The 21,039-nt window shown below is 62.5% G+C and carries 17 protein-coding genes and 3 tRNA genes; 13 read left to right on the top strand and 7 right to left on the bottom strand.

Annotated features, from left to right (window positions below):
- The first annotated feature begins 53 nt into the window (after window positions 1-53).
- From uvrC to D0B32_RS16785, 9 genes are all read left to right on the top strand, one after another.
- Window positions 54-2,444, top strand: a complete 2,391-nt coding sequence (uvrC, locus tag D0B32_RS16825; RefSeq protein ID WP_117335114.1) for an excinuclease ABC subunit UvrC — start codon at window positions 54-56, stop codon at window positions 2,442-2,444.
- Window positions 2,445-2,675: 231 nt separating this feature from the next.
- A complete protein-coding gene (gene pgsA / locus D0B32_RS16820) occupies window positions 2,676-3,269 on the top strand; it encodes a CDP-diacylglycerol--glycerol-3-phosphate 3-phosphatidyltransferase (RefSeq protein WP_117335113.1) in 594 nt (197 codons plus the stop codon).
- A 151-nt stretch (window positions 3,270-3,420) separates the two neighbouring features.
- A tRNA-Gly gene (locus D0B32_RS16815) sits at window positions 3,421-3,496 on the top strand.
- 105 nt (window positions 3,497-3,601) lie between these two features.
- Window positions 3,602-3,677 (top strand) — tRNA-Gly (locus D0B32_RS16810).
- Between the two features lie 129 nt (window positions 3,678-3,806).
- Window positions 3,807-3,880: transfer RNA gene (locus D0B32_RS16805), tRNA-Cys, on the top strand.
- A 191-nt stretch (window positions 3,881-4,071) separates the two neighbouring features.
- Entirely contained in the window at window positions 4,072-4,821 is a 750-nt protein-coding gene (locus D0B32_RS16800) for a TraB/GumN family protein (RefSeq protein ID WP_117335112.1), read from the top strand.
- Window positions 4,822-5,026: 205 nt separating this feature from the next.
- Window positions 5,027-6,091: a hypothetical protein gene (locus D0B32_RS16795; protein WP_117335111.1), complete on the top strand. Its 1,065-nt coding sequence runs from the start codon at window positions 5,027-5,029 to the stop codon at window positions 6,089-6,091.
- Window positions 6,092-6,243: 152 nt separating this feature from the next.
- Window positions 6,244-7,206, top strand: a complete 963-nt coding sequence (locus D0B32_RS16790; protein WP_117335110.1) for a diguanylate cyclase — start codon at window positions 6,244-6,246, stop codon at window positions 7,204-7,206.
- Between the two features lie 150 nt (window positions 7,207-7,356).
- A complete protein-coding gene (locus D0B32_RS16785) occupies window positions 7,357-7,851 on the top strand; it encodes a GNAT family N-acetyltransferase (RefSeq protein WP_117335386.1) in 495 nt (164 codons plus the stop codon).
- Window positions 7,852-7,853: 2 nt separating this feature from the next.
- Here D0B32_RS16785 and D0B32_RS16780 read toward each other — a convergent pair whose 3' ends face one another.
- From D0B32_RS16780 to D0B32_RS16770, 3 genes are all read right to left on the bottom strand, one after another.
- The gene (locus D0B32_RS16780) at window positions 7,854-8,744 is read right to left on the bottom strand and encodes a cytochrome c oxidase assembly protein (RefSeq protein ID WP_117335109.1); all 891 of its coding nucleotides are present in this window, start codon (window positions 8,742-8,744) and stop codon (window positions 7,854-7,856) included.
- A 26-nt stretch (window positions 8,745-8,770) separates the two neighbouring features.
- Window positions 8,771-9,232 carry a copper chaperone PCu(A)C gene (locus D0B32_RS16775; RefSeq protein ID WP_117335108.1) on the bottom strand — a complete coding sequence of 154 codons (462 nt, stop codon included), beginning with the start codon at window positions 9,230-9,232 and terminating at the stop codon, window positions 8,771-8,773.
- Window positions 9,233-9,308: 76 nt separating this feature from the next.
- On the bottom strand, window positions 9,309-9,965 hold the full coding sequence (locus D0B32_RS16770; protein WP_404935559.1) for an SCO family protein: 657 nt from the start codon (window positions 9,963-9,965) through the stop codon (window positions 9,309-9,311).
- A 428-nt stretch (window positions 9,966-10,393) separates the two neighbouring features.
- Between D0B32_RS16770 and otsB the strand changes: the two genes are divergently transcribed.
- Together otsB and otsA are read left to right on the top strand one after the other, a co-directional pair.
- Window positions 10,394-11,143: a trehalose-phosphatase gene (gene otsB / locus D0B32_RS16765; RefSeq protein WP_117335106.1), complete on the top strand. Its 750-nt coding sequence runs from the start codon at window positions 10,394-10,396 to the stop codon at window positions 11,141-11,143.
- A gap of 55 nt (window positions 11,144-11,198) precedes the next feature.
- Entirely contained in the window at window positions 11,199-12,662 is a 1,464-nt protein-coding gene (gene otsA / locus D0B32_RS16760; protein ID WP_117335105.1) for an alpha,alpha-trehalose-phosphate synthase (UDP-forming), read from the top strand.
- Between the two features lie 230 nt (window positions 12,663-12,892).
- Here the strand turns inward: otsA and D0B32_RS16755 are convergent, their stop codons facing one another.
- Window positions 12,893-14,728, bottom strand: coding sequence for an ABC transporter ATP-binding protein (locus tag D0B32_RS16755; protein WP_117335104.1), 1,836 nt, complete (start codon window positions 14,726-14,728; stop codon window positions 12,893-12,895).
- Between the two features lie 718 nt (window positions 14,729-15,446).
- On the opposite strand from D0B32_RS16755, the gene D0B32_RS16750 reads away from it, so the two are divergent.
- Together D0B32_RS16750 and D0B32_RS16745 are read left to right on the top strand one after the other, a co-directional pair.
- Window positions 15,447-16,511: a glycosyltransferase family 4 protein gene (locus D0B32_RS16750; protein ID WP_117335103.1), complete on the top strand. Its 1,065-nt coding sequence runs from the start codon at window positions 15,447-15,449 to the stop codon at window positions 16,509-16,511.
- Window positions 16,512-16,791: 280 nt separating this feature from the next.
- Complete coding sequence (locus D0B32_RS16745; protein WP_117335102.1) at window positions 16,792-17,652, top strand: hypothetical protein; 861 nt, start codon at window positions 16,792-16,794, stop codon at window positions 17,650-17,652.
- 66 nt (window positions 17,653-17,718) lie between these two features.
- Here the strand turns inward: D0B32_RS16745 and D0B32_RS16740 are convergent, their stop codons facing one another.
- From D0B32_RS16740 to D0B32_RS16730, 3 genes are all read right to left on the bottom strand, one after another.
- Window positions 17,719-18,144: an organic hydroperoxide resistance protein gene (locus D0B32_RS16740; RefSeq protein WP_117335101.1), complete on the bottom strand. Its 426-nt coding sequence runs from the start codon at window positions 18,142-18,144 to the stop codon at window positions 17,719-17,721.
- Between the two features lie 265 nt (window positions 18,145-18,409).
- Window positions 18,410-18,976 carry a TetR/AcrR family transcriptional regulator gene (locus tag D0B32_RS16735; protein ID WP_117335100.1) on the bottom strand — a complete coding sequence of 189 codons (567 nt, stop codon included), beginning with the start codon at window positions 18,974-18,976 and terminating at the stop codon, window positions 18,410-18,412.
- A 182-nt stretch (window positions 18,977-19,158) separates the two neighbouring features.
- Window positions 19,159-21,036, bottom strand: a complete 1,878-nt coding sequence (locus D0B32_RS16730) for an ABC transporter ATP-binding protein (RefSeq protein ID WP_117335099.1) — start codon at window positions 21,034-21,036, stop codon at window positions 19,159-19,161.
- Window positions 21,037-21,039 lie beyond the last annotated feature (3 nt).

Genomic DNA, 21,039 nt, shown 5'->3' with positions numbered 1-21,039 from the left:
CACTCACACGACTCTCCGCGTGAATCCCGCCGCGGTGTTCAGCCCGATCCTGCATGACCGATTCCGACGCTCCCGATACGTTCGAGCCCAAAAAAGTGCTCGCCCAGTTGCCGCATCTGCCGGGCGTCTACCGGTATTACGACGCGCATGGCGCCGTGCTGTACGTGGGCAAGGCGCGCGATCTGAAGAAACGCGTGTCCAGCTACTTCACGAAGACGCTGCTGTCGCCGCGCATCGCGATGATGGTGACACGCATCGCACGCATCGAGACAACCGTCACGCGTTCCGAAGCCGAAGCGCTGCTGCTCGAAAACAACCTGATCAAGGCGCTCGCGCCGCGTTACAACATCCTGTTTCGCGATGACAAGTCGTACCCGTATCTCAAGCTCACGGGGCACGCGTTTCCGCGCATGGCGTATTACCGCGGCTCGGTGGACCGCAAGAATCAGTACTTCGGTCCGTTCCCGAGTGCCTGGGCCGTGCGCGAAAGCATCCAGATCCTGCAACGCGTGTTCCAGCTGCGGACCTGCGAGGATTCCGTGTTCAACAACCGCACGCGGCCGTGTCTGCTACATCAGATCGGACGTTGCACGGCGCCTTGTGTCGGCGCGATCAGCGAGGAAGATTACGCGCGCGATGTCGCGAACGCTTCACGCTTCCTGCTCGGCCGGCAAAGCGAGGTGATGAAGGAACTCGAAGAGAAGATGCATGCGTTCGCGTCGGAGCTGAAGTTCGAGCAGGCCGCGGCGGTGCGCAACCAGATGAGCTCGCTGTCGACGGTGTTGCATCAGCAGGCCATCGAAGTGGGCAGCGACAGCGATGTGGATATTCTCGCCGTGGTCGCGCTGGGCGGACGCGTGTGTGTGAATCTGGCGATGGTGCGCGGTGGACGCCACCTGGGCGACAAGGCGTATTTCCCGGCGCATGTCGAGAGCGCGTTGACGATCGAGGAGGGCGGCCTCGATGACGACGAAGCGGACGCGGCCGGTGCGCTGAACGCCGCGGTCGAGCAGAGCTTGCGTGCGTCGCGTGACGAAGCGTCGGTGATGCCGGCTGCGGATGCGAGCGCGGATGACGCCGGGCTGGATGCGTTGGTCATCGCAGAGGCGCTGCTGTCTGAGGTGCATGATGAGGTGGATGACGAAGCCGATGAGATCGTCGAGACAGCCGAAGATTTCGATGACGGCGGCGACGATCAGGATGACGCTAGCGAAGACGATGACGCGCGTGATGTCACCGCAGGCGCCGCCGATGTCGACGCCTCGGCAGACGAACCCTCCACCGCGAGCGTAAACGCGACAGGCACGGGCAAACCGTCACGCCGGCGCGCGAACGGCATCGAATCCGAAGTGCTCGAAGCCTTCATCGCGCAGCACTATCTCGGCAATCGCGTCCCGCCGGTACTGGTCGTGAGCCATGCGCCGGCGAATCGCGAACTGGTGGATCTGCTGATCGAACAGGCCGGCCACAAGGTCAGTGTGCTGCGTCAGCCGCAAGGACAGAAACGCGCGTGGCTCGCCATGGCCGAGCAGAATGCGCGGCTCGCGCTGGCACGGCTGCTGTCCGAGCAGGGCTCGCAGCAGTCGCGCACGCGTGTCCTCGCGGACACACTGGGACTCGAATGCGATGACCTCGCGCATCTGCGCATCGAATGCTTCGACATCAGCCATACGATGGGCGAGGCGACCCAGGCATCGTGCGTGGTCTATCATCATCACAAGATGCAGTCCTCCGAGTACCGGCGCTACAACATCACCGGTATTACGCCGGGGGACGACTACGCCGCCATGCGCCAGGTGCTCACGCGCCGCTACGAAAAGATGGTCGCGCAGGCGGCGGCGAATGCGGTTGACGAAGCGGCTGAGCGGGTCGCGGAGTCAGCCACCGAACAGCCCGCGGATCCCGAGCTGGCCGATCCACAGGCCGACGTACAGGCCGACGCACCGGCGGACGCACCGGCCGACGCAGCGGAAGCGCCACCAGCCGGTGCCGGCAGCATATTGCCGAACATCGTATTGATCGACGGCGGCAAGGGGCAGGTGGAGATTGCGCGCCAGGTCTTCACCGAAGTGGGTCTCGATGTCGGCATGCTGGTCGGGGTCGCAAAAGGCGAGGGGCGCAAGGTCGGGCTCGAAACGCTGATCTTCGCGGACGGCCGGCCGCCGCTCGAGCTCGGCAAGGAAAGCGCTGCGCTGATGCTGGTCGCGCAGATCCGCGACGAAGCCCACCGCTTTGCCATCACCGGCATGCGTGCAAAACGCGGCAAGACCCGTCAGACCTCGCGCCTGGAAGAACTCGAGGGCGTGGGCGCGAAGCGCCGTCAACGACTGCTGGCGCGCTTCGGCGGACTGCGCGGCGTGGTAGCGGCGAGCATCGACGATCTGGCGAGCGTCGAAGGCATTTCGCGTGCGCTGGCCGAACAGATCTACCGGCAACTACATTGATCGCGTCAGATCGCGTCTGGATGAACGAGAGCATTCGCACGACGCGTGAGGCTCGCGTCTCGTTATTGCCCCGTGCCGTGACCGTGGTCCGCAGAGGGCGGGCAGCCGCCGCCCCGCCTGCCTTGCGGCCCGCCCACGGCCGGTTTGGCGCCGGTTCGCCGCCCGTTTGCTTGTGGCAGGCCTTATGTCACGGCACAATTGCATCTCCCTTGTCAGACGCTGCGCCTGCCCATGCCGTTTAATTTCCCGATTTTCCTGACGTGGCTGCGGATCGTCCTGATTCCGCTCGTGGTCGGCGTGTTCTACTTGCCCGACATGATGATGAGCCCCATGCACCGCAATCTGGCGGCCGCGACGGTGTTCATCCTTGCTGCGTTGACGGACTGGTTCGACGGCTTTTTGGCCCGTAAATGGAATCAGACCTCCGCGTTCGGCGCGTTTCTCGACCCGGTCGCGGACAAGCTGATGGTGACGGCCGCGCTGCTCGTCCTCGTGCAACTGGCGCGACTCGATTCGGCGATCGCGCTCGTCATTGTCGGTCGTGAGATTGCGATTTCCGCGCTGCGTGAGTGGATGGCGCAGATTGGCGCATCGAAGAGCGTCGCGGTGAATTCGCTCGGTAAATTCAAAACCGTGTGCCAGATGGTCGCGATTCCGATGTTGCTGCTGTACGGTCCGGTGCCGCTCGCGCCTGGCTTCACCATCGACACGCGTGTCTGGGGCCTCTGGCTCATCCTGCTGGCAGCCTTCCTGACCATCTGGTCGATGCTCTATTACATGAAGCTCGCATGGCCGCAGATTCGTGAGCGGGGCGGGATCGTGTGAGCGCACGTTGTCCCCATCAAGACGTGCATGAAAGGGGTTGACACGTTTCGGCGGTTTCTACATAATCTCGTTTCTCCGGTGCACGTAGTTCTCGCAACGGAGCGTAATACAGCAGTAATCAGGCAGTATCTGCAACAAAATGCAGCAAAACGCGGGAGTAGCTCAGTTGGTAGAGCGCAACCTTGCCAAGGTTGAGGTCGCGAGTTCGAGACTCGTCTCCCGCTCCAGATTTAAAGCAGCGTTTCGTGCCCTGTCGTTGCGTGGCGAAGTAATGAGCAGCGTAAGAAGCAGCGCGTAGCAAAACGTTGTGATGCAGGACAATGCAGCACCATGCGGGAGTAGCTCAGTTGGTAGAGCGCAACCTTGCCAAGGTTGAGGTCGCGAGTTCGAGACTCGTCTCCCGCTCCAGACATTCGGGGAAGCAACGCTTCCCTTTTTGTTTGGTGGACCAACCGGCCATCGAACAATCTGTGAACCCGTCAAGTTGCTGTACTTGCAGCATGCAACAGAGATACGACGGCTAAGCAGTCCGCTTACGGCGCGATAGCAAAGCGGTTATGCAGCGGCCTGCAAAGCCGTTTAGGCCGGTTCGACTCCGGCTCGCGCCTCCAGCAGTCAAAGAAAAGCCCCGACACGTCGGGGCTTTTCTTTTTTCTGCGTCGCGTGGCGCATCAGGCTGCCAAGCTGCAACGACATCGAACGTACCGGGCGAGCAAGCGGCATTCATCGCGGCGCATGTGACGTTGCATATGAAATACTGTCGGCACATTCGTGCAACTTCATCCGACAGCTAATCCTCGCCATGTACTTTCAGCTCACCGGAACCCACGTCCGATTGCTCGGCTCGATGCATCTGTTCCCGGCCAGCAATCCACGCTTGCCTGCCTGGGTGCCGAACGCCTTCGAGTGGGCCGAAACGCTGGTCTTCGAATCAGACGCGCTGGCTATCCTGCCTTACCTGAAACGAGACGCGGGCACTTCGCTCGAACATGAGCTGCCTGCCGATGTCTGGCGCCGCCTCGACCCTTCCTGGCCCACCGCGGGGCCGTTGGCGCCGCTCAGCGAATTGCACGCGTGGGCCGCGCTTGTCGTGGCGCCGACGCTCTGTCAACGGGTGGTGGAGGGCGTCGAACCGCGCATGCTTCGCGTGGCGGCAGCGCAGGCGAAGCCGCATCGCTATCTGGAGACGGCTGCCGAAATCGCCGCATCCCTCGAAACGATTCCTTTGCAAACGGTCTGCACCGGGCTCGAATTGCTACTGGCTGATCTCACCGAACCTCAGCGCACGTTGGAGCGCATGCAGGACGCATGGCTACAAGGCGACGCCGAAGCGCTCTACTCAATTGCTACCGAATCACCGATGTTCCGCCTCCCAGGCGTGCGCAGCGCGCTCCTCGAGTCGCGCAATCGGGCGTGGGCGTCGCATGTCCGTGGCTTGCTCGATAGTCCGCAGCGTACCTTGGTGGTGGTCGGCGCGCTTCATCTGGCGGGGCCGGGCAGTCTGATCGAAGCCGTGGGGCACGCGGTCGAGCCGATCCCGCTAAACGGCTAAACACGGCCCGTCTGTGACCGCTGTTGTTTTCTAGCCGGGATTGCGACGATTGTGTCGTGACGCCCGGTACGTCATATTAAGATGGCGCGTCCCATATTTGAGATTCGTCCCAGATTCGCCCTGCACAGACGCGTCGATTCACGCGTCATTGCGCTCCAACGACCCGGCTGCATCAAAAGCGAACGCCGTGAGACCGACCATAAAAATGAAACAGCAAGAGAAATACTCAGTGAAGCCGGCGTTGGCCGCGGTGCTGCTCGGCACGCTCCTGTTGTCCGCCTGCGGGGGCGGCTCGGGCGGCTCACCCAGTGCGCCGGCGGCGCCCGCCTTGAGCGAGACGCAACTCACTTATGAAAGCTTCGCGCTGGCATCGAACGGTGGGCTGTTCGATCTCGAAGGCGGCCTCGATATCTATACGACGCCTTCGGGAACCTCGGCGTTGAGTCCAGCGAGTAGCTTCTATACCGAACAGATAAGCATTCCGAAGAGTCCGAGCACGGGCGCACAACCGCTGACGGATACGATCGCCAGCGTGGCCTCGACGCTGACCGCACCGACCGACTTGCCCGGCACGCGCTACATGGTCGCGGGCAGCGTATTCGCGATGGCGTCGCCCGCCACGGGACAGGTGACGTATCCCGTCGGCAGCAACGCTGTCCAGACCACTTACTTCGCCTCGGGCAGCATCCAGCCGGTATTCACGACGCTGCAAACCAGCTATACGGTCACGCTGCTGAGCGGCCTGATCTCGAACTCGCCTGAAGAGCTTCTTACGACCAGCGACCTCGCAACCCTGACGCAGAGCGTCAACGGACTCACGCTGTATAACCCGGCCGCAACGTGGCAGGCGGGCTCGGCGTATATCAAGGTGGTTCGTCAGGTTGTCGGCGATACGCTGCTGGTCGACGACTGCGCGGCACCAGCGACGACCGGTGCGATTCTGACGCCGTGTTCGAGCAGCATCACGACGCTGGAAAACTTTTTCCCCGCCGTCAGTCCCGTGGATGGCAAAACATACACGCTTGCCGACGGCCAGATCAGCACGGTCGCCGGAGTGAGGGCATGGGTGGCCAACACGCCGGTAGCGTCAGCGGCGACGACCGCCTACGCCGTGTTCTATCAGGGCAGCGGTGGCATTTATGAAGGCGCGCTTCTGAAAGACGGGACCACGCAGCAATATTTCTCGTCGGGCAGTTCGACGCCGGTGAATTTCAAAGTCTTGCTGAACTCGACAGCGGTCAGTTCCATCAAGGCAGCGATTACTTTCTGAGCGCAAATGCATTCGCTCCGCCCGCAATGCCGGCGGAGTCAATGCGGTGGGTTGGGGTGAACCCGCAGGGCGCGGACCCTAAAGCGTGATTCGAATTTAGCCGCTATACACTATGTGATCTTCTGCACGGACTACCCTTAACGGAAATCGACATGCTGGCCCCAACCGTTCCCGCGAATGAAAGCGCCCGTCTCGATACGTTGCGTGCGTTGAGTATTCTCGATACGCCGCCTGAAGAGCGTTTCGACCGGCTCACCCGGCTCGCGAAGCGGATCTTCGGGGTGCCCATTGCGCTGGTGAGCCTGGTTGACGAGAACCGTCAGTGGTTCAAATCGTGCGTGGGATTGCCGGTGAGCGAGACGCCCCGCGACGTCTCGTTCTGCGCGCATGCCATCCTCGATGACGGCATTCTCATGGTGCCCGACACCTTGATGGACGTGCGGTTTCACGATAACCCGCTGGTCACTGGCGCGCCGGGCATCCGGTTCTACGCCGGCTGTCCGTTGACGGTGCCCAACGGCAGCAAACTGGGCACGCTGTGTCTGATCGACGTGAGGCCTCGCGCGCTCGACGACGAAGACCGTGCGCTGCTGCATGATCTCAGCCGGATGGCGGGCGAGGAGCTGGCTGCGGCACAACTCGCGACGCTCGACCCACTGACACAACTCTCCAACCGTCGTGGCTTCGAGGCGCTCTCGCAGCACGCGCTCAATGTCTGCAAGCGCCTCGGCCGACCGGCGTCGCTGTTGTTTTTCGATCTCAACGAGTTCAAGGCGATCAACGATACGTATGGTCACGCGGAAGGCGACCGTGCGCTCGTGACCTTTGCCGAGGTGCTGCGCGAAGCGCTGCGGGAGAGCGATGTGATCGCGCGGCTGGGCGGCGATGAATTCGTCGCCTTGCTGACCAACACCAATCGCGCCGAGACGCAAACCGTCACGCGTCGTTTGCAGCAGAGTCTCGCTTTACGCAACGAGCAGGCTCACCTCGGCTATCAGATTCGCTATAGCGTGGGCGAGATCGAGTACGACGCGACGCGCCATACGTCGATTGCGGATCTGCTGGCGGAGGCGGATGCCGCCATGTACGTCAACAAGCGCGCGTCGAAGAAGTAGGCTCGCGCAGTTGGCTCATTCGTGGCCATTGGTTACGATTAGCGGGCGTAAGCAGACGCGGGCAGGTTCGACAGCATCCTCACGCGGCATTCGCGGCATAATTCTGCCAACGCCGCCCGCCTGGGCGAATCTCATCTGATGTGCCTCGCCATGAACAAGCCGCTGCAATCCGACACCACTTCGTCTACGACCTTTGAATGGCGCTGGAAGGCCTTCGACGACCTCACGTCCGCCGAGGTCTACGCCATGCTGGCCGCGCGCAGCGAAGTGTTCGTGGTCGAGCAGAATTGCGTGTACGGCGATATCGACGGACTCGACACCGACGCCTGGCATCTGTTCGCCTTCGGCAGCGCGGCGGGAAAAGCAAAACTGGCGGGGTATCTGCGGGTATTGCTGCCGGATGAGGGCGACACCGACATCCGCATCGGCCGCGTGCTGACCACGGCGGATTTTCGCGGCATGGGTCTCGGCAACAAGATGCTCGAACGCGCGCTCGAACATATTGCGAGGCAGTGGCCGGACACGCCGATACGTCTGCATGCGCAGGCCCATCTGCAAGGGTTTTACGGCGCCTTCGGTTTTGCACCGATCTCCGACGTTCACGAAGAAGACGGCATTCCGCACGTCTGGATGCGTGCCGCCTGAGTTCAGTCCGTGCGCGCGTGCGGCTTCGTGATCGAGGCAGTGGGCGCGGGTGTGCGGCCCCGCGCCTGAGGGCGTTTGTCACGCAGCCGGCCGCGGGCCGATAGCCGCATCCAGTGACGCATCGCGATCAGCGCGCCGATCACGCTCATCATCGAGCCTGGAATCCACAACAGCAGCCCGCCGATTTGCTGATCGCGCATTGGGCTCAACCACGTGAACGCGCGCCCGCAGATCGAATAGATCGGGTACAGCTCGTTAGGTGTGAAGAAGATGAATGCGCCGAGTAGAATCTGCGGCGGAATGGCGGCGATCACCACCAGAATGCGGCGGCCTGGCGCGAGTCGCGCAGGCGGCGCCGGGCGTGGATCGAGCACCAGCCACCAGAACATCAGACCGTCGATCACCATGCTCCAGTTCATCACCCGATACAGCCGCCAGTCGAGCATCGCCACGAAATGAATGGGCGAGAGCAGCCAGAAATAGATCAGGCCGACAAACAGGCCACATGCCACGACCGGATGCATCACGAAGTCGAGCACGCGGCGAACCGGCGCGCTCTGCAATGCGGGCCTGACGAAGCGTTGCCGCCAGCTGAACGGAATGCCCGCACGCAGCGCAGCGCCCGGATACGACAACGCAATGAAGAACGGCCCGAGGTGATGCAGCACCAGATGCTGCGCGCGATGCATAAAGAACTCGTGCTCGAAGAAATAATCGAGCCGCGTGTGAAGCGCGATATACAGCGCCACGAGTCCGAACCAGAACGACACGCGCCGCGGCATCGACACCTTCGCCTTTCGCGCGCCACGCAGGAACAGGATGGCCGCCACGCCTATCGCGATCACGACGGTCGGCGACGGCTCCCACGGTTCGAGCCAGTAGAGCAGGTTCATCGGGCGGTGTTGGTTTGCACGAGTGGTTAGTTCGCCTGGGCCGGCGACTTGACCACGAACGGCGTGTTCAGCGTTTCGCCGTCGGAGAACTGCAGCTTCAGGTGCACCGTGTCGCCGGGCGCAACCTTATGCTGCGCGTGTTCCAGCATCACGTGATAGCCGCCCGGCGCAATCGCGACCTGGCCGTGTGCGGGCACCGTCAGCTTGTCGACCATCACCATCTGCTGGGTCGAGCCGTTCGACACCGTCTGATGCAGCATCGCGCCTTCGTAGTCGTCGCTGGAAATGTCGGTGAGGTCGATGGGTTTGTCGCTGGCGTTGACGAGCGTCACGTAGCCGGCGGCCGGCAGATTGTTCGGCAGCCAGCGCACCCACGCGTTTTGCGCGCTGATGGCTTGCGTGCCTGCCGCGTGTGCACCGACGGCCAAACTCAGGGAGAGCACAGCGGCGAGACTCAGTGCCAACGATGTTTTGATCTTGATAGTCATAAGCAAACTCGGAAGTACAGGAAAGACGACATCACATGCAGGTGCTGCGCGTCGCCGGGACGGCTCATACAAGTCGTTAAACAGGGGCGTCAATGATACGACGCAGATCGGCGGCGATCACGTCGGGCGAATCGTTGCTGGTGGCAAGCAGGCGCGCGTGACCCTCTGCATCGAACACGTACACGGCGGAGCTGTGCGTGACTTCATACTCGCCATGCGGGTCGCGCTTTTCCATTTGATACGCCACACGGTAGTGACGCGCCAGCGTCTCGATCTGGGCGTCGCTGCCGGTCAGGCCAACGGTGTGCTGGGCGTCGAATGCGTCGACGTAATCATGCAATGACTGCGGTGTATCGCGCGCCGGATCCACCGTAATGAACAGGATACGCACCTTCTGCGCGTCGGGTCCCAGCTTGCTCATCACCTGCATCAGGCGCGCCATCGTCTCGGGACAAACGTCCGGGCAGTGCGTGTAACCAAAATAAACGAGCGCCGCGTCGCCCTTGAAATTCTCGCCGGTGACCTGTTTGCCGTTATCCGCGGTCAGTGAAAAGTCGAGATCGGGCAGGTGGCCCGTGACATTGGTCAGACGCCAGGGCTCTTCCTTGTGGCTGCACCCCGTGAGTGCCACGAGCAGCGGGATCAGCGCAAGCAGCGGAATCCGCGCAAGCCACGCGGGCAGGGCGGCGCGTTTCGCATCTCGATCTGACATTCTGGGGAACAAAGCAGGCATCGGGTACTCGATCTATGACGGGGCAAATGCAACGTCGGCGTGCTGTATGTGCTGTATGGCGTCCGTGCGACTCACGCGTGGCTGGGACTGTATCGCAATTTATTGAATGACGTCATACGCAACCCCGTACGGCAGATATGGCGAGTCAATGTGACGCAGGGGCCTGAAAGCTGTCTGTAGCGCGGGGGCGGCGGAGGTGCGGCGAGGTGCGGCGCGGGCCGGCTTCGAAAGTAAACCGCGTCCGAATCTCGCGACAAGCCGGCAGTAACCACCGCTCACCCCTGCTCGCCGCGCTTAAACCATGAACTCACGGGGCCGCAAGCCCGACCGGCGTTGCGCTCGGCCTGACTTTCCCGAAAAATAGCGGTACGCGCGGTAAGATGCGCACACTTTTGCAGCTTAGAGCGGCTGAAAGGCAAGATAAACCCATGCAAGCACTTCCGGCTGTTCTGTCTCTTAGCGAGACGGCATTCTTTTTCGATTTCGATGGCACCCTCGTCGAACTGGCGTCAACGCCCGATGGCGTGCGGGTGCAGCCCGAGGTGATCGGCCTGCTGACCGAACTGCGCCGCCTGACCAATGGCGCGGTAGCGGTCGTCTCCGGGCGTGGCATTGAAAGCATTGATGGTTACCTCGGCATGCCCGATCTGCCGATTGCCGGTCTGCACGGCGCGGAGCGGCGCGACGCCAATGGCGACACCCAGCGCATCGGCTTCAACGACGACCGGCTGCTGCGCATGGAGCAGGTGCTGGCGGAAGTCGTCAACAACAATCCGGGGATGCTGCTCGAAATCAAGGGCGCGGCGCTCGCACTGCACTACCGCAACGCGCCGGATCGCGAGCCGGCGGCGCGCGCGGCCACCGAGCGGCTGGTGGCCGACTATCCCGGCGCGTACGTGCTGCAGCCGGGCAAGATGGTCTACGAGATCAAGCCGAAAGACGTCGACAAGGGCCGCGCGGTGCGCGCGTTCCTGGACGAGCCGCCGTTCACGGGCCGCACGCCCGTGTTCGCGGGCGACGATCTGACCGACGAGAAAGGCTTCGTGGTCGCCAACGAGCGCGGCGGTATCTCGATCAAGGTGGGCCCGGGTGACACGATTGCGCGTACGCGGCTCGAGTCCGTCAGCGCGTTGCTCGAATGGCTCGATACCATCGTCAAGGCGGCGCGCGGAACATGACGATGCTTGCGTTACGCCTGTTGTCGACGTTCCAACTGCACGGAAAGCGCGCTTCATGAGCCGACTGATTATCGTATCGAACCGGGTCGCACCGATCTCGGAAGGCGGCCCGGCGGCCGGTGGCCTCGCGGTGGGTGTCTACGATGCGCTGAAGGAAACCGGCGGCATGTGGTTCGGCTGGAGCGGCGAAGTGCTCACTTCCGGACCGCCGCAGATCAGCGTGGAAGAGCGGGGGCCCGTGACCTTCGCCACCATCGGCCTGATGCGGCGCGACTACGACCAGTACTACCGCGGCTTTTCGAACGCCACGCTGTGGCCGGCCTTCCACTACCGGGCGGATCTGCTGCAGTACGACCGGCACGATTTCGAAGGCTACTGTCGCGTGAATGCGTGGCTTGCGCAGCAACTCGTGCCGCTGCTGCGTGCCGACGACGTGATCTGGGTGCACGACTATCATCTGATTCCGTTCGCCCAGGCGCTGCGCGCGGCGGGCGTGAAAAACCGCATCGGCTTTTTCCTGCACATCCCGTTTCCCGCCTCGCAGGTGCTGCTGGCGGTGCCGCCGCATCGCGAACTGGTCGAGGCACTCTGTTCGTTCGATTTGCTCGGTTTCCAGACCGCGCCCGATCTGCGCGCGTTTTGCGACTACATCGTCAACGAGGCCAACGGCACAGTGGAAGCGTCACCGCAGGCGTTGACTGCGGGAACTCGGCCCGCGCCGAGCACGATCAAGGCCTTTGGCCGGACGTTGCGTGCGGCGGCGTATCCGATCGGCGTCTACCCGGATGAGATTGCCGAACTGGCCAAGTCCGGCGAGCGCGGCAAGCCGGTGCGGACCATGAAGGCCACGCTGCATGCACGCAAGCTGATCATGAGCGTCGACCGGCTGGATTATTCGAAAGGGCTGGTGGAGCGCTTCCGTGCGTTCGAACGGCTGCTCGAACATACGCCGTCGCAGCGGAACAAGGTGTCGTTTTTGCAGATCGCGCCGCCCACTCGCGCCGATCTGAACGCCTACCAGGATATCCGCCTGCAACTGGAGGGCGAGTCCGGCCGCATCAACGGCCGTTTTGCCGAACTCGACTGGGCGCCGATCCTCTACATTCACCGGCAGTACGAGCGGCCGGTGCTGGCCGCCCTGTTCCGCACGGCGCATGTGGGATACGTGACGCCGCTGCGCGACGGCATGAACCTCGTCGCCAAGGAATATGTGTCGGCGCAGGATCCGGAGAATCCCGGCGTGCTGGTGTTGTCGCGCTTCGCGGGCGCCGCCCAGGAACTGGACGGGGCGCTGATCGTGAATCCGGTGGATATCGACGGCATGGCCGAGGCGCTTGCCACGGCGCTCTCCATGCCGCTCGCCGAGCGTCAGGCGCGCTATCGCGACATGATGGTGCAGTTGCGCGAGAACAATGTCTCGGTGTGGCGGGACAACTTCATGCGCGATTTGCAGACCACCAGCGGGGAGACGGGGGGCGAGGACGCAGCCGTCGCCGCGGGCGAGGGACTGGCGGGTTGAAGGGCCGCGCGGCGGAGGAACTTGCGCACTGGCGGAATATTCGCAGCGCGTCCGTACTGGCCATTGAATCGAATTGCCGAGAATGGCTGCCCGCCTGAGCAACTCAACACCCGGCCGTGGTCAAAACCCAGCACATGAAAAAGCCGCTTCGGCATAAACCGAAGCGGCTTTTTTACAATCCAGCGGCATGATTTGCACGGTTGCTCGTCAGACGCAACCTTGCTCGCTCATCAAACCACGTGCTGCTCGTCCACTTTCTTGCCGCCCGCATGCAGGGTGGTGGCCTTGCCGTACTGCTTGGACAGCAGATCGCGATACAGGCCCGGACGGTCGCGCAGCACTTCCGGGCTGCCGTCGTCCACCACTTTGCCGGCGCTCATCACGATGATGCGGTCAAAGCTGTTCAGCGTGGACAGCCGGTGCGCGATCGCCACCACGGTACGGCCCACCATCAGACGGTCCAGTGCCTTCTGGATGGCTTCCTCGGAGGCGCTATCCAGCGCCGAGGTGGCCTCGTCGAGCAGCAGAATGGGCGCGTTCTTCAGGATGGCGCGTGCAATGGCGATACGCTGCCGCTGACCGCCCGAGAGCTTGACGCCGCGGTCGCCCACAATGGTGTCGTAACCTTCCGGCATGGCTTCGATGAAGTCCGTACAGCGCGCTTCCCGCGCCGCCGCCAGCACTTCCTCGCGGCTCGCCTCGGGCCGGCCGTAGGCGATGTTCTCGTAGACGGTGCGGTGGAACAGGGCGATGTCCTGCGGGACAACCGCAATGGCGTGCCGCAGGCTGTCTTGCGTGATGGTCGCAATGTCCTGACCGTCGATCTTGATCTGACCGCCCTGAGTCTCGTAGAACCGTTGCAGCAGCGCGAGCACGGTGGACTTGCCGGCGCCCGACTTGCCGATCAGCCCCACCCGTTGACCCGGCTGGATGTGCAGATCGAAGTGATCGAGGATCGGACGGCGGCGCGGATAGGCGAAGGTGACGCCTTCGAAGTCGATACGGCCGCCCTGCGGCACCAGTTCGACAGCGTCCGAGCGATCGGGCATGCCATGCGGTTCGAGCAGGGTGCGCACCGCCTCGGCGAGCCGTGCAATATGCTGGGTGACGTCGACGAGGGCGACGGCGAGGTCGCGCGTGCCGTGCAGAATGGTGAAGCCGAGCGAGCTCACCAGCACGATGTCGCCCGAGGTGGCGCGGCCGTTATTCCACAGCCACAGTGCCCAGCCGAGCAACCCGGCAGACAACATGGCGGTGATGACCGCGTGCAGCAGGCGCAGCTTCTCGAGGTAGAGCAGGCTTTGCTGGCGCGCGTCCATCTCCGCTTTGACGGTGGCGCCAAAGCGCGCCTGCTCGCGGAAGGTCATGCCAAAGGCGCGCACGAGTCCCATGTTGCTGATCACGTCCACCAGCTCGCCGTCCACGGACGCGGCCTTGGTGGCGAAGTGGTGGTGGCGCGCCGAACCGCGCCCAGCCAGCTTGTACAGCACCACGGAAAGAATCGCCGAGCAGAGCATCAGGCCGGCCGCCATCAACGGATTGACGGCGATGATCATGATGATGGCGCCAAGCACGGCGATACATGGCGGCAGCACGTTCCACGCGGTCGTGTTCTCGGCGGTGTAGACGGCGTTCGAGGTCGCGGTGATGCGGCTCGCCAGCATGCCAGGCTGCTTCTCGGCGTAGTAAGTGGGGGAGTGGCCGCTCAAATATTGAAAGAGATCGCGGCGCAGGTCGCCCGTGACGGCGACGAAGGTGTGCGCGGCCACCCAGCCGCCAACCCGCCACAGCAGGTTATCTGCGGCGATCAAGCCAACGAGGATGGCGAACGCGCCCCACAGCGGGCCCGGATGGTGACGCCCTTCACCCAGCACGTCGATCAGATGCTTGATCGCATATTGAGAAGCGAGCGCACAGCCGACGGCCGCAAACACGCTGCACAGGACGATCGCATGCGCGAACGGGTGGCGGCGGATAAAGCGAAACAGGAACGCAAGCGGCCGGTGCGCATAGCTCGAAAGCCGTGCGTTGTGGGCATTACGCTGAGCGATGGTGAGATGTTCCAATTGATCGTGTGGTCGGTGTGGTTCAGGTTATGTCATGCAACGGCATGGGCCACGGGGAGCATCGTCGCAAAAAGGCGCATGTTCGCATTGTAAACACGCAAAAGCCATTCCGCCCGCCTCCGGGAGCATCAGGACCCGACTGATTTCGTGATGAGTATGCGCAATGTCGCTACGCTCGCGCTCGCCATGAGTCAGCGCGCCATGCAGATTGCGGCATATTTCGAGATATAATTACAAAAGCCATTCAGCGCCGCCGAGGGGTACTTCTACGTGCGGCGAAGTGCTGGACAGCGCGTTTGAAGCACGAGCGAAAATTTTGCAGACAAGCGGTCGCAAGGCCTGCGCCCGGGCCAGTTCCTACTGTAGAACTGTCTTATAAAACAAGGGTTTGCAAAGTGTTTCCGCTTTGTAACAACGTAAAGTCTTTGAAATGTTCGCCTACATGCGCGCTGCGGGCACTCATAATGCTTGCTCGGAAGTGCCGCGAAATTATCTGACAGTTTGTCAACGAGTCTGACGCATGTGCGTTTTATGGCACATGAACAGCCTGGTGACGATGATCAGTCTGGGCATCCTTACCAAGCGATCCATCGCAGGATTTCTCGAACGAAACAGGCTCGAGCCAGACTAGTCCGGCCCGGCTGGCCAGGCGAGCGAAGCGAAGTCGCTTTTCACAACTGCTGTACTTTTGCCTGATTTTTTACGAGGAGTTCTTTCTATGCGAATCGCTCAAATCGCTCCGTTGCACGAGGCGGTTCCTCCCAAGCTGTACGGCGGAACGGAACGGGTAGTGTCCTACCTGACCGAAGCACTGGTCGAACAGGGACACGATGTGACGCTCTTCGCGAGCGGCGATTCGCAGACCTCGGCGAAACTCGAAGCTTTCTGGCCGCAGGCGCTGCGCCTCGACCCGACCATTCGCGACGTGATGGCCCCGCACATGCTGCTGCTGGAAGAAGTGCGCCGCCGTGCGGACGAGTTCGATGTGCTGCATTTCCACATCGACTACTACCCGTTCTCGCTGTTCGCGCGTCAGCCGGTGCCGTTCCTGACCACCATGCACGGTCGTCTGGATCTGCCCGAACTGCAACCCATCTTCAATACGTTTAGCGACGTGCCCGTGGTGTCCATTTCGGACAACCAGCGCGTGCCGCTGCAACAGGCCAACTGGCTGTCCACCGTTTATCACGGTCTGCCGGAAGACGTGCTCACGCCGATCCCGAACGTCGAACCGGGCTACCTCGCATTCCTCGGCCGTGTCTCGCCGGAGAAGGGTCTTGACCGCGCAATCCGGATCGCCGGCCAGGCAGGCATGAAGCTCAAGGTTGCCGCCAAGATCGACAAGGCCGACCGCGCCTACTACGAAGAAGTCATCAAGCCGTTGATGGCGCTCCCGCACGTCGAATACATCGGCGAAATCGGCGAAGCCGAAAAGCGCGAGTTCCTCGGTAACGCGCACGCGCTGGTGTTCCCGATCGACTGGCCGGAGCCCTTCGGTCTGGTGATGATCGAAGCAATGGCCTGCGGCACGCCGGTAATCGCGTTCAAGCGCGGCTCGGTGCCGGAAGTCATCGAAAACGGCGTGTCGGGTTTCGTCGTCGAAGACGAAATCAGCGCCGTCGCGGCGCTCAAGCGTCTGTCGTCGCTGTCGCGCGCCGGTGTGCGCAAGGCGTTCGAAGACCGCTTCTCGTCGAAGGTGATGGCGCGTAACTACGTCACCGTCTACGAAGAACTGCTGCGTCAGAAGCATCGCACGGTGCTGCGCGAAGTCAACGCGAGCTAAAGGCCAGGAGCAGCCAGGGCGCGCGCAGGGGCATCCCGGTGTGACGCCTGCGTTACCTCTGCGTGCCGTCCGGCAGATTGCTGAAAAAGCAGTCAACCCATCTCTGCAACGCCCCGCATGTGTCGAGCATGCGGGGCGTTGTTGTATGCGCGCCGCGCATTCGTGGTTTGAATGGGGTGAAACAGACCATTTCCGGGCGGCAGCCGTGAGTCGTCACGGCAATATCCCTATAATGGCCGTGCCGCGAATTTGGCGGCGCCGTCGCTGACAGGAGGATGCCTTGGCGAGAACCAAAGAGACGCGTGCGAACGCGGCGCCCGGCGCCGGAATGATCTTCGCGTTGCGCGCCATCGGTCTCGTGATCCTGGCGCGGTGGATCTTTTCGATGACCTCGATCGGGCTCGACACGCTGACGGCAATGGCCTCGTCACCGTGGGCCTGCATCAATCTGGTCTTTCTGTTCCTGCTGATCTTTCTGCCGGGCGCGCGTGCACAGGCCGAGCGTCCGTTTCACCCGCTGCCGCAATGGCTGCGGCAGGCGCTGCGCCTGTTCGCGTTCCTGGGGTTCCTGTTTGCGGTCTGGTCGGTAGGCGCGTTTGTCTGGACTGCCGGCCTGCGCCGCGCGGTTCACACGGTTGCTGAAACCAACGGCTGGCTGGTCGCCGCCCCCGCTTTGTACGCAGCCGTGCTGTGGATCTGCCGGCCGCGCGCGTTGTGGCGCACGAATATCGCGGCGCGGCGCTTTGCGATTGGCCGCTACGCGATTTCGCTCGATAGCGTGACGCGTACGGCTATCGTCTGGGTGGAAAGCCGCAAGGTCGGGCAGTACGATGCGCGCGAACTGTCGGTGCGCTGGCCGGACGGCGAGGCGGGCGCTTCGGCGGTGCCGCGTGTGCCAACGCCAACGCCCGCGGTAGCGGGCGATATGCAGGCGCTCTCCGGTTCAGCGATGAGCGCTTCTTCGGGTCCGGCGACCATCGACCGTGTCGGCCTGCTGCACCGGCGGCCGAAGGTCGAATTGCTGTGGGACTCGCCGGCCGCCGCTGGCCACAATCACCAGACTGTATTTCGCGCGGCCCTTGCCACCGAAGGTGACCGGGTCGCCGCGAAAGCGCTCGATTCGTCGCTGCGGCAGGCCTGATCCTACGGCCTGTCCGTCAGCGCCTTCATTGCCTTCGACGTTCGCAGCGCCCGTAGTGCCTGCGGCTTAAACGATCGTCAGCGTGACGTCGATGTTGCCGCGCGTTGCGTTCGAGTACGGGCACACCACGTGAGCTTTCTCGACCAGCGCTTGCGCTTCTTCGCGTGCCATGCCGGGCAGCGAGATCTTCAATTCCACTTCGATGCCGAAGCCGTTGGGAATCGGGCCGATGCCGACATTGCCTTCAACCGAAACGTCTGCCGGGACGGCAATCTTGTCACGCGCACCGACGAACTTCATCGCGCCGATGAAACAGGCGCTATAGCCTGCCGCGAACAGTTGCTCCGGGTTGGCACCTTCGCCGCCGCCGCCGCCCAGTTCCTTCGGCGTGGTCAGCTTGAAATCGAGGTGGCTGGCGGGCACTACGGCGCGGCCGTCGCGGCCACCGGTGGCTTGAGCTTGAGCGCGGTACAGAACTTTTTCGACTGACATGATGAAGCTCCTTTTCAGATGAGTGAGGGTCGTACTTTCGTGCTGTCTATAACTAATAGGTGGATTTGCCGGTAAATCAAAGCCAACAATCCATGCCTTTTCTGCCTACTTCGCATCTCCCGTTTATCTATCTACTCAACGGTAGATAAACGGGCCAAAAAACAGGCCGGGTGAGTTGTGCCAACTACCCAGACCTATATACGCCAACTCCAGGTCATGAATGAGACTACACGCCGCCTCATACCTGAGCGCTGCAACGCTGAACTTACCGCGCAATCCGCACCGTCGCTTCGACATCTTCCAGCCGCGCCTTGGTATGAAACAGGCGGCTTGCCAGCACGCTACCCTGAAACGCCGCGAATAAAGCGCGCGCCGCGTTTTCCGGTTTGCCGTTCACGGCCAGCGTGTGTTCTTGCGCGCCTTGCGCCAGGACTTTGGCGAGCCAACTCTCGTTGCCCTTGAAAAACGCCTGCACGGCTTGCCGGATGTTCTCGGGCAGCGATTCGATATCAGCAGCGAGCATGCCACACAGGCAGATCTGATTGCCGTCACCGAGGGTTCTGCCAAACAGCTTTGCATACTTGCTGAGCTTGGCGTCCGCCGGCAGCGAAGCGTCGACACCCTGAAGGGCGCTGAATACTTCACTGCTGTAAGCGTTGACCGCCTCCAGTACCAGATCGTCTTTCGACGGAAAGTAGTAGTGGATGCTCGAGGTTTTGACACCAACCAAATTGGACAGATCACGGTAACTAAAACCGTTGTAACCGCGCAGCATGATGAGCGTGATGGCGTGGTCGAGGATCTGTTCCCTGACTGTTGATGTCGTGTCCATGAGTCGAACTTTATCTACTAGTAGGTAGATTGTCAAGCGATGTATCGAGACTTTTTTGCGAGCACTTAGACTGCACAAGAAAAAAGCCAGCGTATCGGTGAAGATACGCTGGCTCAAAAAGTACAGCACCGCACGGATCGCACCGAATCAAACGCTCGATGCGATCCACCGCAGCCAGACGATTACTCGTCGATCAGCATTTCCTCGTTATCGGTTCGCCCGGCTTTCACCGGCGACGCCGGGCGCGCCATGTCCTGCTCGCCCAGCCCCTTGATCAACTCCAGCGCCTGGCGTTCGAACAGCCGCCGGTACAAACCGTTGTCGAGCTGGATCAGCGCGTCGTGACTGCCTTCCTCGACGATCCTGCCCTTGTCGAGCACCAGCAGCCTGTCCAGCGCACGCACCGTCGAGAGCCGGTGCGCGACGACGAGCGTCGTGCGTCCGACCATCAACCGCTCCATCGCTTGCTGGATCAGCACTTCGCTTTCGCTGTCGAGGCTCGACGTGGCCTCGTCCAGAATCAGCACCGGCGCGTCCGCAAGAAATGCCCGCGCAATGGCCACGCGCTGCCGCTCGCCACCCGACAGCTTCACACCGCGCTCGCCCACCAGCGTGTCGTAGCCGTTCGGCAGCGTCACGATGAAGTCGTGCGCGCTGGCGAGCTTTGCGGCCCGCTCGATTTCCGCGCGGCTCGCACCGGGACGCGCGTAGGCGATGTTCTCCGCGAGTGAGCGGTGGAACAGCACGGGCTCCTGCTGAACGATCGCGATCTGACTGCGCAACGACGCCTGCGTGACATGCGCGATGTCCTGCCCATCAATCGTGATGCGGCCACCCGTTACGTCATAGAGCCGCTGGATCAGCTTGATGAAGGTCGTCTTGCCCGAACCCGAGTGCCCCACCAGACCGACCCGCTCACCCGGCGCAATGCGCACCGAAAAGTCGTCGTAAAGCGCCGTCGCGAGCGCGCCGTAGTGAAACGTGACGTGCTCGAAGCGGATCTCGCCCTTACCGATCGTGATTGGCCGGGCGCCCGGTGCATCGTCGATACCAAGCGGCTGCTTCTCGAGCGACACCAGTTCTTCCATGTCGTTGACCGAGCGTTGCAGGTTGCGGATATGCATGCCCACTTCGCGCAGATAGCCCTGCAACATGAAGAACATCGTCAGGGCGAAGGTGATGTCGCCTACGCTCGCCCGGCCGCGTGCCCACATCAACAACGCCGCGCCGAGAATCGACGCCTGGATCAACACCAGCATGCCGCCCTGCACACCGCCATTGAGCGTACCGCGCACCCATGTGCGGCGAGTGCGATGCCGCCACTTGCCGATGATGCGCGCGAGCAGGGCTTCTTCACGCAACTCGGCGCCGAATGCCTTGACGACCGCATTGCAGCTCACCGCGTCGGCCAGCGCGCCGCCCATGCGCGTGTCCCACGCATTGGCGAGACGCGCGGCAGGCGCGACGAAGCCAAGCGACAGCATTGCTGTCACCGCGATATACAGCACCGAGCCGAGCCCTACCACGAGACCCATCAACGGCCAGCGCGCGCCGAGCAGCACGGTGGAACCGACCAGCATCACCAGCGACGGAAACAGCGCGATCAACAGCGTGTCGTTGAGGATGTCGAGCGCCCACATGCCGCGCGTGATCTTGCGCACGGTCGAGCCGGCAAAGTTATTTGCATGCCAGTCCGTCGAGAAACGCTGCACACGATGAAACGCGTTCGCGGCGATCTGGCTCATCATGCGCAGCGTGAGCGCGATGATGTTCATGAACACGCCTTGCCGCAGCAGCGTGGCCCCGAGACCGAGGCCGGCGAGCGTGCCGAACGCCGTCATGGCTGCGTGCCAGGCGGCCGGGTTGCCGGCCGAACCCGACGCGATGGCGTCGACGAGATGTCCCGCGAACATCGGTGTAAGCACATCCGCCAACGCGGACAGCAGCACAAGGCTGGTCACGGCGAAGATGCGCCAGGGTTGTTCGCGCCAGTGGCGAACGGTGAAGCTTAGGACGTCCTTGAAGGCTTGTCCGCGAAAGTCGAGTTTTCTTGTAGTCATTGG

Source organism: Paraburkholderia sp. DHOC27 (assembly GCF_003429005.1).
Classification (GTDB): Bacteria; Pseudomonadota; Gammaproteobacteria; order Burkholderiales; family Burkholderiaceae; genus Paraburkholderia.
Note: the sequence above shows the minus strand (reverse complement) of the source record. Positions and strands in the feature narration are given on the sequence as shown.